Genomic DNA, 16,018 nt, shown 5'->3' on the forward strand with positions numbered 1-16,018 from the left:
CTCCGCTTTTTACTTAATACTCTCCCCCCTAAACTGACAAATAATTGTACTTGTTCTTCTATTCTTGAAATACCCGGCTATTTAAGATATATTCGTAATGGATAAAAAGGTAAATTGGAGGCCTGCTAATGTCTAATCGTTATGCAATCATTTTAGCAGCCGGTCAGGGAACAAGAATGAAGTCCAAGTTGTATAAGGTACTTCACCCTGTATGCGGCAAGCCAATGGTACAGCATGTAATTGACCAGGTGAAAAGTCTTGATATAAACGAAATCGTGACAATTGTCGGCCATGGAGCAGAAAAAGTTAAAGATCAGCTTGGTGAAGATAGCCAGTATGCCCTTCAGGCAGAACAGCTTGGAACAGCTCATGCTGTGCAGCAAGCCGAGCAAATGCTTGCAGACAAAGAAGGAGTCACAATCGTTGTTTGCGGTGATACTCCGCTGATCAAGGCTGAAACAATGGAAGCCCTTTTCAAGCATCATGAAGAGACAAGTGCCAAAGCAACCATCCTGACTGCGAGAGCTGAGGATCCAACTGGCTATGGCCGTATCGTCAGGAATGCAGAAGGGTTTGTTGAGAAAATCGTTGAGCATAAGGATGCGAACGAGCAGGAAAGAAGCATCAATGAAATCAATACCGGTACATATTGCTTTGATAATAAAATGTTATTCGAAGCGATCCAGAATGTATCAAACGATAATGTTCAGGGGGAATACTATCTTCCAGATGTCATCGAAATCCTGAAAAACCAGGGTGAAATCGTTTCAGCATATGTGACGGATAGCTTTGCGGAGACACTTGGTGTCAATGACCGTGTTGCTCTTGCGGAAGCTGAACGCACGATGAAAAAGCGGATCAATGAGTATCATATGCGTAATGGCGTATCGATTATTGATCCAGATAACACGTATATTGGACCGGATGTAAAAGTTGGACAGGATACGGTTATTTTCCCGGGAACGACGCTTTCTGGCAGCACAGTCATCGGTTCTGATTGCCAGATTGGACCTAATACTGAAATCAGCAGCTGCGAGATTGGAAACAATACGGTTATCCGCCAATCAGCGGCCTTCGACAGCAAGATTGGCTCCGAAGTCAACATCGGGCCTTTCGCGCATATCAGGCCAGAATCTGATATCTATGATGAAGTGAAGATCGGCAATTTTGTCGAAATTAAAAAAGCGGTATTTGGCAAAGGAAGCAAGGCATCCCATCTTAGCTATATCGGTGATGCAGAAGTCGGTGCTGATGTGAATATCGGCTGCGGCTCCATCACAGTGAATTATGATGGCAAAAACAAATTCTTGACCAAGATAGAAGACGGCGTATTCATCGGCTGTAATTCAAATCTTGTTGCACCAGTGAAGATCGGAAAAGGCGCATATGTAGCAGCCGGCTCCACAATCACTGAAGATGTTCCAGGTGAAGCACTAGCGCTTGCACGTGCTCGTCAAGTCAACAAAGAAGATTATGTAGGGAAAATGAACGTAAAGAAATAAGAGTCTTGGAGGTCCGCAATGTCAAACCAGTATCTTGACCCAAATTTAAAGGTTTTTTCACTTAACTCAAATGTTGAACTTGCCCAGGAAATCGCGAAGGTAATCGGGGTAGAGCTAGGAAAATGCTCTGTATCCCAGTTCAGCGACGGAGAAATCCAGATTAACATTGAAGAAAGCATCCGTGGCTGTGATGTGTATGTCATCCAGTCGACTAGCTCTCCAGTAAATGAGAACATCATGGAATTGCTGATCATGATCGATGCATTAAAGCGTGCATCAGCTAAAACAATCAATATTGTTATGCCTTATTACGGCTATGCAAGGCAGGACCGTAAAGCACGCGCACGTGAACCAATCACGGCTAAGCTTGTGGCAAACCTGCTTGAGACAGCTGGCGCTACTCGCGTCATCACGCTCGATCTACACGCTCCACAGATCCAAGGATTCTTCGATATTCCAATCGATCACTTAATGGGTGTGCCAATTCTTGCTGACCACTTCAAGAGCAAGGAATTGAACGGAGATGTTGTCATTGTATCTCCTGACCATGGCGGTGTTACACGTGCAAGAAAGATGGCTGAAAGATTGAAAGCACCTATCGCAATCATCGATAAGCGCCGTCCGAAGCCAAATGTTGCTGAAGTAATGAACATCGTTGGTAATATTGAAGGCAAGGTTGCCATTTTGATTGACGATATTATCGATACTGCAGGAACAATTACATTGGCTGCAAATGCGTTAGTTGAAAATGGGGCACTTGAAGTATACGCTTGCTGTACACACCCTGTATTGTCAGGTCCTGCTATTGAGCGTATCGAAAACTCCAAGATTAAAGAACTGGTTGTGACAAATTCAATCGCACTAGCAGAAGAAAAGCGCGTTGAAAAGATCCACCAACTGTCTGTTGCTCCATTGATCGGGGAAGCGATTATCCGCGTTCACGAAGAGCAATCAGTCAGCACCCTATTTGATTAATTTTAATAAGGAATGACAGGCTTGCCATTAGGCAAGCCTACTCTTGTTTCTCTTTGCTTTAATTTGCAGCATGAAAGTGACCAAGGCGTTTTCCTTTTTCATGCTTTTGAGGAGAATAGTCCAAAGCTGTCAAGAAAAGCTCGTTATTAAGACAGCTTTTAAGGATACGGGGTCAAAGCTGTCAAGAAAAGCAGGTTATTGTGACAGCTTTTGAGAATACGGGGCCAAAGCTGTCAAGAAAAGCAGGTTATTAAGACAGCTTTTGAGGATACGGGGCCAAAGCTGTCAAGAAAAGCAGGTTATTAAGACAGCTTTTAAGGATACGGGGTCAAAGCTGTCAAGAAAAGCAGGTTATTGTGACAGCTTTTGAGAATACGGGGCCAAAGCTGTCAAGAAAAGCAGGTTATTAAGACAGCTTTTAAGGATACGGGGTCAAAGCTGTCAAGAAAAGCAGGTTATTGTGACAGCTTTTAAGAATACGGGGCCAAAGCTGTCAAGAAAAGCTCTTTATTGAGACAGCTTTTAAGAATACGGGGCCAAAGCTGTCAAGAAAAGCAGGTTATTGAGACAGCTTTTGAGAATACGGGGCCAAAGCTGTCAAGAAAAGCTCGTTATTGAGACAGCTTTTGAGGATACAGGGTCAAAGCTGTCAAGAACCTGTAGTAATTTCCCGCGGAGAGCGAAGTGCCTGGAACGAAACTCAACAGCCATATTTAATAGAGCCTCTAAAAAAAAGTAAAACGTTTAGACCTTCCTATTTTGGGGCATTTTTTATATAGACAAGAACTTACGAAATAGGAAGGGGACAAAACCATGAGTGCAGTATTGAAAGCAAATGAGCGCACAAGTACTCAACGTTCTACCTTGAGGAAGTTACGCCAGGAGGGCAACATTCCGGCAGTGGTTTATGGAAGGACTACTGATAGTAAGTCCATTTATGTGGACAGCATCGAGTTTGTGAAGACCATCCGCGAAAATGGCCGAAATGGTGTCATTTCACTTGATGTGGGCGGAAGTCAGCATAGTGTCATGCTGACGGATTACCAGGAAGACCATATCAAGAATGAAATTCTCCATGCTGACTTCCTTGTTGTCGATAAAAGCTCCAAGGTACATGCGAGCGTCAGGGTGAACCTTGTTGGTGAGGCCGCAGGTGTCAAGGATGGTGGAGTCCTTCAGCAGCCTATCCACGAAGTGAACATCACAGCGACTCCAAGCAACATCCCTGAGGCCATTGATGTGGATGTCACAAACCTGCAAGTTAATGAAAACTTGACACTAGCTGATATCAAAACAGGAAATTACGAAATTAATGATGACGAAAACACGGTAGTCGTTTCAATCCTTCCTCCTAAAGTGGAAGAAGAAATTAACTCCGGAGAAGAGCAAGAACCAGGAGAGCCTGAAAATGAAGAAGGAAGAGAAACGGAAGCGAGCGAAGAATAAAGTGGTAATAGACGTAGCCTGAAAAGGGTTACGTCTTTTACGATTTTCATGTACATTATAAATAGATGTTCTTTCTGGTTTCCTCCGAAACAAGGTGGAATAAACAACTAAAAGAGATGATATGCGTTTGGTTAGGGGTGTGGAAAGTGAAGTTATTTGTTGGACTTGGGAATCCAGGAAGGCAATATGATAAAACAAGGCACAATATCGGCTTTGAAGTCATTGATGAGTTATCAAGACGCTGGAATATCCCATTGGATCAGGCAAAGCATAAAGGCTTATACGGAAAGGGATTTGTTGGTGGTGAAAAGGTCATCTTGCTTAAGCCTTTAACCTATATGAACCTCTCTGGTGAGTCAATCAGGGCGGTTATGGATTTTTATGATATTGATCTGGAAGATTTAGTCGTGATATATGACGATCTTGATATGCCGACTGGCAGAATCAGATTGCGCCAAAAAGGCAGCGCCGGCGGCCATAATGGGATTAAATCGACGATTGCCCATACTGGAACACAGGAATTCAAGAGAATCAGGGTAGGCATTAGCCGCCCGACAAATGGTATGGCCATTACGGATTGGGTACTTGGCCGTTTTACCTCGGAAGAAAATGAACAGATGGTCGAGGCTGTAATGAAATCTTCAGATGCTTGTGAAGAATGGATTAAAAAGCCGTTCTTAGAAGTAATGAATACATTTAATCAATAGCCGAATTTATCGGAGAAAAGCGAAATAAACATGCCAATCTTTTGATCAAGTAATATAATGTAAAAAAAGAATCATACAATAGGCTAAGTGCATAAGTTCCTGCCAAAGGGTCAATAATGAATAATGACTTAATTTGGGAGGGACGGGCATGGCTATACATTATCATTGCCGTCATTGCGGCACGAATATGGGCTCACTGGACAGGATGTCTGTCCACAGTGAAAGCCTTGGACTGCATAAGCTGACCGAGGAAGAGCGCCAGGAGATGATATCTTATGCAGGGAACGGTGACATCCATATAAAATCAATCTGTGAAGACTGTCAGGAAGCCTTGGAACGCAACCCAGACTTCCACCAGCATGACTACCTGATTCACTGACAAGCTTTGGATTCCTCATCCAAAGCATTTTTCTGTTTGCATATTGGTAATATTTTTAAAGTAAAGATTAGCATTTTTTTATAGAGAGGGAGAGGTTTGGATGCAGGGGCTCAAAGCTCTATTTAGTCATCAGGATGATGTCCAATCTGTTATTTCCGGAATGGATGCGGGGCTTAGGGAACAGCTCGTCGCAGGTCTTTCCGGCTCGGCGCGGACGGTCTTTTTAGCAGCGATCTACGAACAGACGAAGCGCCCCGTCCTGATCGTGACACATAATTTATTACAAGCGCAAAAACTATATGATGATCTTGTTAATTTAATAGGGGAAAATGATGTTTATCTTTATCCGGCAAATGAACTGATTGCCGCTGAAATAAGTATTTCAAGCCCTGAGCTGAAGGCACAGAGGATAGAAGCTCTGAATCATTGGAGCAAAAAGAAGACGGGTATTGTGATAGTCCCGATGGCTGGTTTAAGGAAGATGCTCCCGCCAAAGGATCTATGGGCCAAATTCCAGCTGACATTCAAGCTTGGTGAAGAGATCGATCTCGAATCGGTTCTCAACCGGTTTGTCAGCATGAGCTATGTTAGGGCGGAAATGGTTTCGGCTCCTGGAGAGTTCAGTGTCCGAGGAGGGATTATTGATATTTACCCGCTGACATCAGCAGATCCGGTCAGGATTGAGCTGTTTGATGCTGAGGTTGATTCAATCAGGACATTCTCCCTTGAGGACCAGCGTTCGAAGGAAAAAATGAAAACAGTAGCGATTGGGCCGGCGACAGAAAACCCGATCGAGAATGAACAGCTGGACCGTATGATTACAGGACTAGAGGCTGGGCTCTCAAGCAGTTTGAAGAAGCTTAAGAATGATAAAGCAAAGACCTTGATGTCGCAAAATGTAGGCTATGAATTGGAACAGCTGCGCAATGGGCAAAAACCTGACCAAGTATTCAAGTACTTATCCATAGCTTACGAAAAGCCTCAAAGTTTAATAGATTACTTGCCGCCAAATGGTTTCCTGTTCGTCGATGAAATTAGCAGGGTACAGGAAATGAATGAGTCTCTTAGCAAGGAAGAAGCAGAATGGTATACGAGTCTCCTTGGTGAAGGGCAGATCATCCATGACCTGAAGATATCACACCAGCTTCCTGATTTGATGAGTAAAGCCGGAAAGCCGATTGTGTATCTATCTTTATTTCTAAGGCATGTTCCAAACACGAGCCCGCAAAACATCATCAATATATCATGCAAGCAGATGCAGAATTTCCATGGGCAGATGCATGTGCTTAAAGGTGAGGTCGACCGCTGGAGAAAAGGAAACTATGCGGTTATTTTCCTTGGGCCGGATGCCGAAAGAGTCAAAAAGCTCGAACGTGTTCTTGAAGACTATGAAATCGATGCAGTAAAAATGGGCAGCAAGCAGGAATTGCTTCCTGGGAAAGTCCAGATCATCCAGGGCAGCCTGAATACGGGGTTTGAATTCCCAATCCAGAAGATCGCTGTGATTACGGAAGAGGAACTCTTCAATAAAAAAACAAAGAAGCCTGCGAGAAGACAAAAGCTGTCGAATGCAGAGCGGATCAAGAGTTATTCAGAACTTAAAATTGGCGATTATGTCGTCCATGTAAACCACGGGATCGGAAAATATCTGGGGATCGAAACGCTCGTGATCAATGGCGTCCATAAGGATTATCTCCATATCCGCTACCAGGGAACGGATAAGCTTTACGTCCCGGTCGAGCAGATTGACCTTGTCCAAAAATACGTCGGCTCAGAAGGTAAAGAACCTAAGGTGTATAAGCTCGGCGGCAGTGATTGGAAACGGGTGAAGAGCAAAGTTCAGTCCTCTGTCCAGGATATTGCGGACGATTTGATCAAGCTTTACGCAGAGCGTGAGGCTAGCGTCGGGCATGCTTTCTCTCCTGATGGTGAGATGCAGCGCGATTTTGAATCTTCGTTCCCTTATCAGGAAACGGAAGACCAGGTTCGTTCAATCCATGAAATCAAACTTGATATGGAACGTGAGCGCCCGATGGACCGCCTGCTGTGCGGAGATGTCGGCTATGGTAAAACAGAGGTGGCAATCAGGGCTGCCTTCAAGTCTATTGCCGATGGTAAACAGGTAGCCTTCCTGGTGCCAACCACCATCCTGGCACAACAGCATTATGAGACACTAAGGGAAAGGTTCCAGGATTTCCCGATCAACATCGGACTTTTGAGCAGATTCCGTACCCGAAAGCAGCAAACCGAGACGATAAAGGGATTGAAGGCCGGGAGTGTTGATATTGTCGTTGGGACCCACAGGCTTTTATCAAAGGAAATCACCTACAGTGACCTAGGCCTGTTGATTATTGATGAAGAACAACGCTTTGGGGTAACGCATAAGGAAAAAATCAAGCAATTGAAAACGAATGTAGATGTCCTGACTTTGACGGCAACGCCAATCCCAAGGACGCTGCACATGTCAATGCTTGGTGTCAGGGATTTATCAGTCATCGAAACGCCGCCTGAAAACCGCTTCCCCGTCCAGACATATGTCATGGAATACAACGGAGGGCTCGTCCGCGAGGCGATAGAACGTGAGCTTGCCAGGGACGGACAAGTATACTTCCTTTATAACCGTGTTGAGGACATCGAGCGGAAGGCTGAGGAGATTTCCATGCTTGTACCTGATGCGCGTGTCACCTTTGCACACGGCCGCATGACCGAAAATGAACTAGAATCAGTCATGCTTGGTTTCCTTGCGGGAGAATATGATGTGCTGGTCAGCACGACAATCATAGAGACAGGTGTGGACATTCCGAATGTCAATACACTGATTGTTTACGATGCAGATAAAATGGGCCTTTCCCAGCTTTATCAGCTAAGAGGACGGGTTGGGCGCTCAAACAGGGTAGCCTACGCTTATTTTACCTACCGAAAGGACAAAGTCCTGACAGAGGTTGCCGAAAAACGTCTTCAGGCAATCAAGGAATTCACGGAGCTGGGTTCTGGCTTCAAGATTGCGATGCGCGATTTATCAATCCGGGGTGCTGGTAATCTGCTCGGTGCCCAGCAGCATGGCTTTATCGATTCAGTCGGTTTTGATTTGTATTCGCAGATGCTGAAAGAAGCTATTGAAGAACGAAAGCCTGAAAAAGATCAAGTACGCAAGCCTTCAATTGAAATCGATCTTGAACTTGATGCTTATATACCTGATAGTTATATTTCTGATGGACACCAGAAAATCGAAATGTATAAACGTTTCCGTGGTATAGAGACATTGAAGGATGTCGACGAATTGAAAGAGGAAATTACCGACAGGTTCGGGGATTATCCTCCAGAGGTGGAAACCTTATTCAAGGTGGCTCAACTTAAGGTATATGCAATCACCGCAAGTGTGGAGACGATCAAACAGGCCAAACAGGATGTAACCATTCTTTTAACAGAGGATGGAAGCAGCAGAATTGATGGACAAAAGGTGTTCAAACTAAGCAGCCAATACAGGAATGCAGTGGGCCTTGGAATGGAAGGCAAAAAGCTGAAAATGGTCGTCCACACGAGAGGCATGAAAAACGACCGCTGGTTTGACATTACTTTCGAGATGATTAAGGGACTTCATGACTCCCAAAAAGAACAGGAAAATACAGTATCGTAACCATATGGAAATAACTTGTAATCTAAATGTAAAATGAAAAAGTGTTTCAAAAAAGATAGACAAGGGTAATTTTTGTGTGTACGCAATTATTAGCTGGAAGGTTTATCCGTTTTTGGCACCTTTATCACTTCAAAGAAAATAATAATGAGAAGTGTATAGAACTTTCCATATGAAAGATACTAAGTTCAAATCTTGGTAAGGTTGATTAATAAAGGCATAATCAAGATCGAAGGTACTTTTCGAAACTTTCGATCAGTAATCGACAAAGTGATTATGTCCGAAAAGCAACAATTAATGCGAAAAACAACCTTACCTAAAAAAATAATCATCAGATGAAAGTGAGGCAACGTTGGATGAAAGCAACTGGTATTGTTCGTCGAATCGATGATTTAGGTCGTGTCGTAATTCCTAAAGAAATTAGAAGAACACTTCGTATTCGTGAAGGAGATCCACTCGAAATCTTTGTGGACCGTGATGGTGAAGTCATTTTAAAGAAATATTCACCTATCAGTGAGCTGAGCGATTTTGCGAGGGAGTATGCAGAAGCACTATATGATAGCTTAGGCAACCCGGTATTGATTTGCGATAGAGATACTTATATTGCATTAGCAGGAGGTTCCAAGAAGGACTACCTGAATAAAAACATCAGTGAACTTGTTGAAAAGACGATGGAAGACCGTACCTCATCTCTTGTGAACCAGCAGTCTAACATTGCGCTTGTTGATGGAAATGAAGAGCCTGTTTCTTCTTATACAATTGGGCCAATTATTGCAAACGGAGATCCAATCGGGGCAGTAATTATCTTCTCTAAAGAAGGATCATTGGGCGATGTGGAACAAAAAGCTGTTGAAACGGCTGCAGGCTTCCTGGCAAGACAGATGGAGCAATAATCAAGATTCGTGATTTTAATTCAATTTGATTCATTCCTAAAGGGCAGCTGACAAGGCTGCCTCTTTTCGTGTCTAGGAATATAAACTTCTTGCACAAGAAACAGTGTCCAGTTCCAGCGCCTAGCCAGTTTTCATCCCTGATTTGGCTTCCTCGAGTATCTTGCGAGAAGCGTTAGCTTTAAGCAGCTCAAGTCGCTTGTCGGGGCTGACTAAGGCACTTGCGCTTTTCTTTTGTTACATCTATCTAACAAATTTATGTTGCCTGTTACGCTTGCGACTGTCACTTTCACCCTTGTGATATAATACGTTTGAAACTGAAATTGGAAGGAGATGGGCGATGAAGCCCGTTGCAGATTCGAAGGAATTGATGAAGGGAGCCATGATTCTCACTTTGGCAGCCCTTGTTACAAAAATTTTAAGCGCAGTTTACCGTGTCCCATTTCAAAATATCGTCGGGGACATTGGTTTTTATATTTATCAGCAGGTTTATCCCTTTTTTGGGATTGTCATGGTTTTATCTACATACGGATTTCCAGTTGTGATATCCAAGCTTTATACAGAGCAGCAGGCTGCAGGAAACCGCGGCAGGGCGGATAGGCTTTTGGCCATCTCGCTTGTTTTTCTAGGCTTGATAGGCGTGCTGCTTTTTTCATTTTTCTACTTTGGTTCTGGATGGATCGCCGAAAAAATCGGTGACCCTGAACTAATGCCCTTATTCAAGGTCGTATCCGTCCCATTCTTGATCTTCCCGTTTACCTCTGTGTTCAGGGGATACTTCCAGGGAAAGGGAAACATGGTGCCGACTGCGGTTTCCCAGGTTTCAGAACAATTCATCCGTGTCGCGACCATTCTAATCCTGTCAGCAGTACTAGTGCAGCAAGGTTTTTCTCTTTATGTCACTGGTGCCGGGGCTGTGTTTGGGTCAATAACAGGAGGACTCATCTCTGTTTTGATTCTCAGCTTTTTTTACCTGAAAAATGGTGGAGCGAATCCCTTCACGCATTTTCATGTTAAGGATTTATTCAAGGATTCAGCCTGGGTCGTAAAAGCGCTGATTATTCAAGGATTTGCGATCAGCATTAGTGGCATGCTGTTAATATTGCTCCAGCTGGCAGATTCCTTGAATATGTATGCCTCATTGCTTGCAATGGGACTGACAGCGGAGGAAGCAAAATCGGCAAAAGGTATTTTTGACAGAGGGCAGCCGCTGATCCAGCTTGGAACAGTTGTCGCCACCTCGATGTCATTAAGCCTGGTACCAGCGATTTCTGGTGACAAATCAAGTAATCGCCGAGAGAAAATCCTGCCTAAAGTCAGACTCGCGCTTCAGACAAGCCTGGTTTTTGGCGCTGCTGCAGCAGTGGGTTTATATAGCATCATAGTTCCTTTAAATATTATGCTGTTTGAGAATGCTAATGGATCCGATGTTCTTGGGGTACTAAGCCTGATGATTTTATTTGGCTCTGTCATCCTTACGATTATGAGCATTTTGCAGGGTCTTGATAAGTCCATCTTTCCGGCTGCAGTCATACTTGCCGGATTTGGATTGAAATACATATTAAATCCATTACTCATACCTGCTGCTGGAACAATGGGCGCAGCTATTGCCACATTGGCTGCGATGCTGGTTGTCATGTTCATCCTGACTTTTAAACTAAGACGTGAACTTGGCCAGCCTGTTTTATCGGTAGTTTTCATTTCGAAGATCCTGTTTTCCTCGATCGTGATGGCTGTGATTTTGCGATTATTTTTATATTTAACTGACTTCGGTTATGAATATATTGAACCTGACAGGCTCGGAGCTGTACTTCAAGCATTTAGCGCCGTAGTTATTGGCGCGCTTGTTTATTTTTTCATATTGATTAAAATCAGGGCCTTGACTGAAGAGGAACTAGGGACTTTGCCTTTCGGCAGCAGAATTGTCCAATTGTTCTTAAAATAGAACCATATACAAGAAGGAGGAAAAGTGGGAAATGACGAAAAAGATATTGATCATCGGATTGGGCGCGGGCGACCTTGACCAGCTGCCGCTTGGTGTATATAAAAAGTTGAAGCAGGAGCAGAACCTGTTTTTACGGACAAAAGAGCATCCAGTAGTCGCGGAGCTCGAGAAGGAAGGTCTGCAGTTTCAATCGTTCGATGCTGTATATGAAAAACATGAACAGTTTTCGGCAGTATATGAAGAAATCACAGAGTTTTTGCTTGCTGAAGCAGGAAAAGCTCCTGTAACCTATGCGGTTCCAGGCCATCCATTGATCGCTGAGCGGACGGTGCAGCTCCTGCTAGAACGAGGGCCGAAGCGGGATACTGAAATTGAAGTTGGCGGCGGCCAGAGTTTCCTTGACGCCATGTTCCAGTCGCTGGCTATAGATCCGATTGAAGGCTTCCAGCTGCTTGATGGCACTGCGTTATCAAAGGAAGATTTGCTGCTAAGGAGCCACACAATCATTGGACAGGTGTATGACGCGTTCGTTGCCTCTGACGTCAAGCTGACGCTTATGGAAAAATTGCCTGATAATTATGAGGTATTCATCGTGACAGCGGCCGGTAGCAGTGATGAGGTCATCAAGAAAATTCCTTTATATGAACTCGACAGGGAGATGGAGCTTAGCAATCTAACATCTGTTTATGTCCCGCCTGTTGAAAATGAGCAATTATTATACAAGGAATTTCTGAAACTGCGTGGAATAATATCAGAACTGCGCGGTCCGAATGGTTGTCCTTGGGATAAGAAGCAGACCCATCAAACATTAAAGAAGTACTTGATTGAAGAATCGTATGAATTGCTCGAGGCAATTGACAATGATGATATCGACCATATGATCGAAGAGTTGGGGGATGTGCTGCTTCAAGTCATGCTGCATGCGCAGATTGGTGAGGATGAGGGCTATTTTACCATTGATGATGTAATTGAAGGGCTTTCTGCAAAAATGGTCCGCAGGCATCCACATGTGTTCGGGGACAAAACGGCAGAAAATGAAGAGGACGTATTGAAAAACTGGCAGGAAATCAAGGAGATGGAAAAGGGCGGTGCCCCAAAATCGATGCTCGAGGGAGCCGGTAAAGGACTTCCGAATCTCCTTAAAGCATATGAGCTGCAAAAGGAAGCAGCTAAAGTAGGGTTTGACTGGAAGACGGTCGCACCTATCCTTGACAAGGTAAAGGAAGAAATCGAAGAGCTTTCGGCAGAAATCTCCGGAAATGGCATTCAGGAAGATATCCAGTTGGAGTACGGTGACCTATTGTTTGCGCTCGTCAATTTCGCAAGGCATTATGACATCAATCCGGAAGTGGCACTGAACAAGGCCAACCGGAAATTCATGCACCGCTTTGCTTATATCGAACAAAAAGCAGCAGAGAATGGCCAAAGTGTCGATGATTATACACTGGATGAATTGGATGCTTTCTGGGAGGAAGCGAAAAAACGAGGATTATAAGGTAAATGAAACCAATATTGATAAAGGGGTTTAAATACGATGAGGCTGGATAAATTTTTAAAGGTATCAAGATTGATCAAAAGAAGAACATTGGCGAAGGAAGTATCCGATCAAGGAAGGATCTCAGTCAACGGTATGCCTGCGAAAGCGAGTACGAATGTAAAAGCAGGAGATGAACTGGCGATCCGTTTTGGACAAAAAGTCGTTTCTGCAAGAATCGAGCGAATCCAGGAAACATCACGTAAGGATGAAGCAGCCGGAATGTATACACTTCTCGGGGAAGAACGTATCCCTGGAGACGATGAATAGTAAACCATCCTACCTGTGAAGGCTTGTTCTATTCTTTCTTATCCAATCATAAACATGTACAAAAGTGCATTATGATTGTGAGGGGTAATGATGAGCCAATACTATGAAACGAACCAAACAAAAAGTAATTTGCCAGAACACGATTTAGTGATGAGAGGCCGACGGACACTGGATATTACGGGAGTAAAGCAGGTTGAAAGCTTCGATAATGAAGAGTTCCTATTAGAGACTGTCATGGGATTCCTTGCGATCAAGGGCCAGAACCTGCAGATGAAAAACCTGGATGTCGACAAAGGTGTCGTATCGATCAAGGGGAAAATCTTTGACCTGGTCTATCTAGATGACCAGCATGGGGAGAAAGCTAAAGGTTTCTTTAGCAAGTTATTCCGATGACACTGTCGACCCAATTTTTGACGATGCTCGCCATGATTGGGATGGGCAGCTTATTCGGGGCTTCACTTGATACACATAACCGTTTTTTAAAAAGGTCAAAACGAAAGTCGTGGATCGTCTTCATCAATGACATCCTGTTTTGGGTGTTCCAAGGTCTGTCGATATTTTATGTCTTGTTTTCGGTGAATATGGGAGAATTGCGTTTTTATATCTTCCTGGCATTGTTATGCGGTTTTGCGGCCTATCAAAGCCTTTTCAAGAAACTGTATCTTAAAATGCTGGAACGGGCCATAACCTATACGATCAATGTGTATGTGTTCCTTGTGAAAGCTTTCCGGATGTTAGTGGTAAGGCCGCTCCAGTTTCTGGCAGCCACCGCCTTATCACTTTTGCTTTTGACGGGAAGAGGCCTTTATGCACTTGTAAAATGGCTTCTTGCCGTTTTACTATGGCTGCTTAATAACTTAATTTGGAAACCAATTAAGATGATTTTCCTGCTTTTTTGGAAACTTTTGCCGAAAACAGTTAAAAAAAGCGTCGAGAAGTTATATAATAAATTGGCAGGATTTCTAATAATAGTAAAGAATTATTCTATTAAGCCGATAAAATGGTTAAAGAAGTTTAAAAAATAAGCCCTGTTAATGTTAAAACCCACAGCCAAATTTAATACAGCAAAAAAATAAATTATAAGGAGGACTGCGAGGAATGGGTGTCATCAGGAAAAAGAACATAGCCAAGATTGAAAATCAATATGTACAGCAGCGTGAAAAAGCAGGGATTGCAGAAACCAGGAAGCGAAAACTGCTTTTCAGGCGCCTCGCAGTCTTTGCTCTATTCGCATCGGTCATTTCTTATTTAATGATCTCAACGTTCATTTCCCAGTCTGCAGCCCTCGAAAAGAAGCAGGAGGAAAAGGAACAGCTCGAACAAAATTTAGCAAACCTTCAAAAACAGCAGGAGATTCTTGATGAGGAAATCGTCAAATTAAACGATGATGAATACATAGCAAAGCTTGCCCGCAAGGAATACTTCCTGTCCGAAAAGAATGAAATCATCTTCAACCTTCCCAAAGAGAAAAATGACTCCCAAGATTCGCCTTATTGACACTCTTTTTTGATATTCTGTATAATATAATGTAAGTTTGATTTTTTATATCTTTAAGGAGGCAAAACTTTTTTATGTCAATCGAAGTAGGCAGCAAGCTACAGGGAAAGGTAACAGGTATTACAAATTTCGGGGCGTTTGTGGAACTGCCGGGAGGCTCAACTGGACTGGTTCATATCAGCGAGGTTGCAGACAACTATGTAAAGGACATTAATGACCACCTCAAAGTGGGCGACCAGGTTGAAGTGAAGGTCATCAATGTTGAAAAAGACGGTAAAATCGGTTTATCTATCAAGAAGGCTGTTGATAGGCCAGAACGACCTGCAAGACCAGAAAGATCTGAATCAAGACCTTACTCACAGCGTCCACGCGGCGGTGGCGGCAGAGGAAACGACAACCGCAATGCCCGTCCGGAAAATTTCGAATCAAAAATGGCGAAATTCTTGAAGGACAGCGAAGACCGCCTGTCCACTCTAAAACGTGCTACTGAGTCTAAGCGCGGCGGAAGAGGAGCTAGAAGAGGGTAACTTGCTGCTAAATGAATATATATAATAGCAGGAATCATGCTATACCAAGACAAGTCTTTTAAAGGGCTTGTCTTTTTGTTTTGTTTAGGAGTGCATTCCCCGAAAAATGGGGCGGAAGTGAATTTTGGTAAAAGTAGAGTAGCTGCATTACCCAAAAAACAGCTAGAGAGTAAATTGGGTAAGAGCAGAGTGACTGCATTGCCTGAAAATGCACAGGAAAGAGTAAAAGTACAGCAGTTGCAATGCATGGAAATACATAAAAAACCCTCGCTCCTTTAAAAGGAACGAGGGTTTTTTGTGTGATGACCCCTACGGGATTCGAACCCGTGTTACCGCCGTGAAAGGGCGGTGTCTTAACCGCTTGACCAAGGGGCCGTATTAGTATTGTATTTATATTGTCCAGCTTCAGCGCCTAGCCCCTCGAGACGTTTCGGTCCGTCCAATGAAGTCAAAGAGCGACTTCACTGGTCGGCCCTCCAACGCTTGTCGGGGCTGACCAAGGCGCTTGCGCTTTTCTAAGTAGCGGCGGAGGGGATCGAACCCCCGACCTTACGGGTATGAACCGTACGCTCTAGCCAGCTGAGCTACACCGCCATATTGATATTGTGTTTTGAGGCACAAGAAATATAATACATAGATATTAAAATAGTGTCAATGGATTTTTAAAAGAAAAGTCAAAAATAATAATAGGTAATTTTTAGCGGTGTTTGGA

At 43.6% G+C, this 16,018-nt stretch carries 15 protein-coding genes and 2 tRNA genes; 15 read left to right on the forward strand and 2 right to left on the reverse strand.

Features of this window, described 5'->3' with window-relative positions; translation table 11 throughout:
* Window positions 1-128: 128 nt before the first annotated feature.
* The 15 genes from glmU (at window position 129) to DYI25_RS21410 (ending at window position 15,585) form a co-directional block, all read left to right on the forward strand.
* Window positions 129-1,502 carry a bifunctional UDP-N-acetylglucosamine diphosphorylase/glucosamine-1-phosphate N-acetyltransferase GlmU gene (gene glmU / locus DYI25_RS21340; protein ID WP_213372707.1) on the forward strand — a complete coding sequence of 458 codons (1,374 nt, stop codon included), beginning with the start codon at window positions 129-131 and terminating at the stop codon, window positions 1,500-1,502.
* Window positions 1,503-1,520: 18 nt separating this feature from the next.
* Window positions 1,521-2,477: a ribose-phosphate diphosphokinase gene (locus DYI25_RS21345; protein ID WP_102264801.1), complete on the forward strand. Its 957-nt coding sequence runs from the start codon at window positions 1,521-1,523 to the stop codon at window positions 2,475-2,477.
* An 813-nt stretch (window positions 2,478-3,290) separates the two neighbouring features.
* Window positions 3,291-3,923, forward strand: coding sequence for a 50S ribosomal protein L25/general stress protein Ctc (locus DYI25_RS21350; protein ID WP_213372709.1), 633 nt, complete (start codon window positions 3,291-3,293; stop codon window positions 3,921-3,923).
* A 146-nt stretch (window positions 3,924-4,069) separates the two neighbouring features.
* A complete protein-coding gene (gene pth / locus DYI25_RS21355; RefSeq protein WP_342032553.1) occupies window positions 4,070-4,630 on the forward strand; it encodes an aminoacyl-tRNA hydrolase in 561 nt (186 codons plus the stop codon).
* Window positions 4,631-4,778: 148 nt separating this feature from the next.
* Window positions 4,779-5,009: an anti-sigma-F factor Fin family protein gene (locus tag DYI25_RS21360; RefSeq protein ID WP_213372713.1), complete on the forward strand. Its 231-nt coding sequence runs from the start codon at window positions 4,779-4,781 to the stop codon at window positions 5,007-5,009.
* 100 nt (window positions 5,010-5,109) lie between these two features.
* Window positions 5,110-8,646, forward strand: a complete 3,537-nt coding sequence (gene mfd / locus DYI25_RS21365) for a transcription-repair coupling factor (RefSeq protein WP_213372715.1) — start codon at window positions 5,110-5,112, stop codon at window positions 8,644-8,646.
* Between the two features lie 353 nt (window positions 8,647-8,999).
* Window positions 9,000-9,536, forward strand: a complete 537-nt coding sequence (gene spoVT / locus DYI25_RS21370; RefSeq protein ID WP_213372717.1) for a stage V sporulation protein T — start codon at window positions 9,000-9,002, stop codon at window positions 9,534-9,536.
* A 337-nt stretch (window positions 9,537-9,873) separates the two neighbouring features.
* The gene (locus tag DYI25_RS21375; RefSeq protein ID WP_213372719.1) at window positions 9,874-11,478 is read left to right on the forward strand and encodes a putative polysaccharide biosynthesis protein; all 1,605 of its coding nucleotides are present in this window, start codon (window positions 9,874-9,876) and stop codon (window positions 11,476-11,478) included.
* A gap of 31 nt (window positions 11,479-11,509) precedes the next feature.
* A complete protein-coding gene (gene mazG / locus DYI25_RS21380) occupies window positions 11,510-12,973 on the forward strand; it encodes a nucleoside triphosphate pyrophosphohydrolase (protein WP_213372721.1) in 1,464 nt (487 codons plus the stop codon).
* A 39-nt stretch (window positions 12,974-13,012) separates the two neighbouring features.
* Entirely contained in the window at window positions 13,013-13,282 is a 270-nt protein-coding gene (locus DYI25_RS21385; protein WP_213372724.1) for an RNA-binding S4 domain-containing protein, read from the forward strand.
* A gap of 90 nt (window positions 13,283-13,372) precedes the next feature.
* Window positions 13,373-13,675 carry a sporulation protein YabP gene (gene yabP / locus DYI25_RS21390; RefSeq protein ID WP_213372772.1) on the forward strand — a complete coding sequence of 101 codons (303 nt, stop codon included), beginning with the start codon at window positions 13,373-13,375 and terminating at the stop codon, window positions 13,673-13,675.
* Complete coding sequence (gene yabQ / locus DYI25_RS21395) at window positions 13,672-14,307, forward strand: spore cortex biosynthesis protein YabQ (RefSeq protein WP_213372726.1); 636 nt, start codon at window positions 13,672-13,674, stop codon at window positions 14,305-14,307. Before yabP ends, yabQ begins: the two co-directional genes overlap by 4 nt.
* Window positions 14,308-14,380: 73 nt before the next feature.
* Complete coding sequence (locus tag DYI25_RS21400) at window positions 14,381-14,779, forward strand: FtsB family cell division protein (protein WP_213372728.1); 399 nt, start codon at window positions 14,381-14,383, stop codon at window positions 14,777-14,779.
* Window positions 14,780-14,853: 74 nt separating this feature from the next.
* Window positions 14,854-15,306 carry a S1 domain-containing RNA-binding protein gene (locus DYI25_RS21405; RefSeq protein ID WP_041963897.1) on the forward strand — a complete coding sequence of 151 codons (453 nt, stop codon included), beginning with the start codon at window positions 14,854-14,856 and terminating at the stop codon, window positions 15,304-15,306.
* 36 nt (window positions 15,307-15,342) lie between these two features.
* Window positions 15,343-15,585, forward strand: a complete 243-nt coding sequence (locus DYI25_RS21410) for a hypothetical protein (RefSeq protein WP_213372729.1) — start codon at window positions 15,343-15,345, stop codon at window positions 15,583-15,585.
* A 24-nt stretch (window positions 15,586-15,609) separates the two neighbouring features.
* Here the strand turns inward: DYI25_RS21410 and DYI25_RS21415 are convergent.
* Together DYI25_RS21415 and DYI25_RS21420 are read right to left on the reverse strand one after the other, a co-directional pair.
* Window positions 15,610-15,681 (reverse strand) — tRNA-Glu (locus DYI25_RS21415).
* Window positions 15,682-15,826: 145 nt separating this feature from the next.
* Window positions 15,827-15,900: transfer RNA gene (locus tag DYI25_RS21420), tRNA-Met, on the reverse strand.
* Window positions 15,901-16,018 lie beyond the last annotated feature (118 nt).

The sequence above is a fragment of the Mesobacillus boroniphilus genome, from assembly GCF_018424685.1.
In the GTDB taxonomy this organism is placed as follows: domain Bacteria; phylum Bacillota; class Bacilli; order Bacillales; family Cytobacillaceae; genus Mesobacillus; species Mesobacillus boroniphilus_A.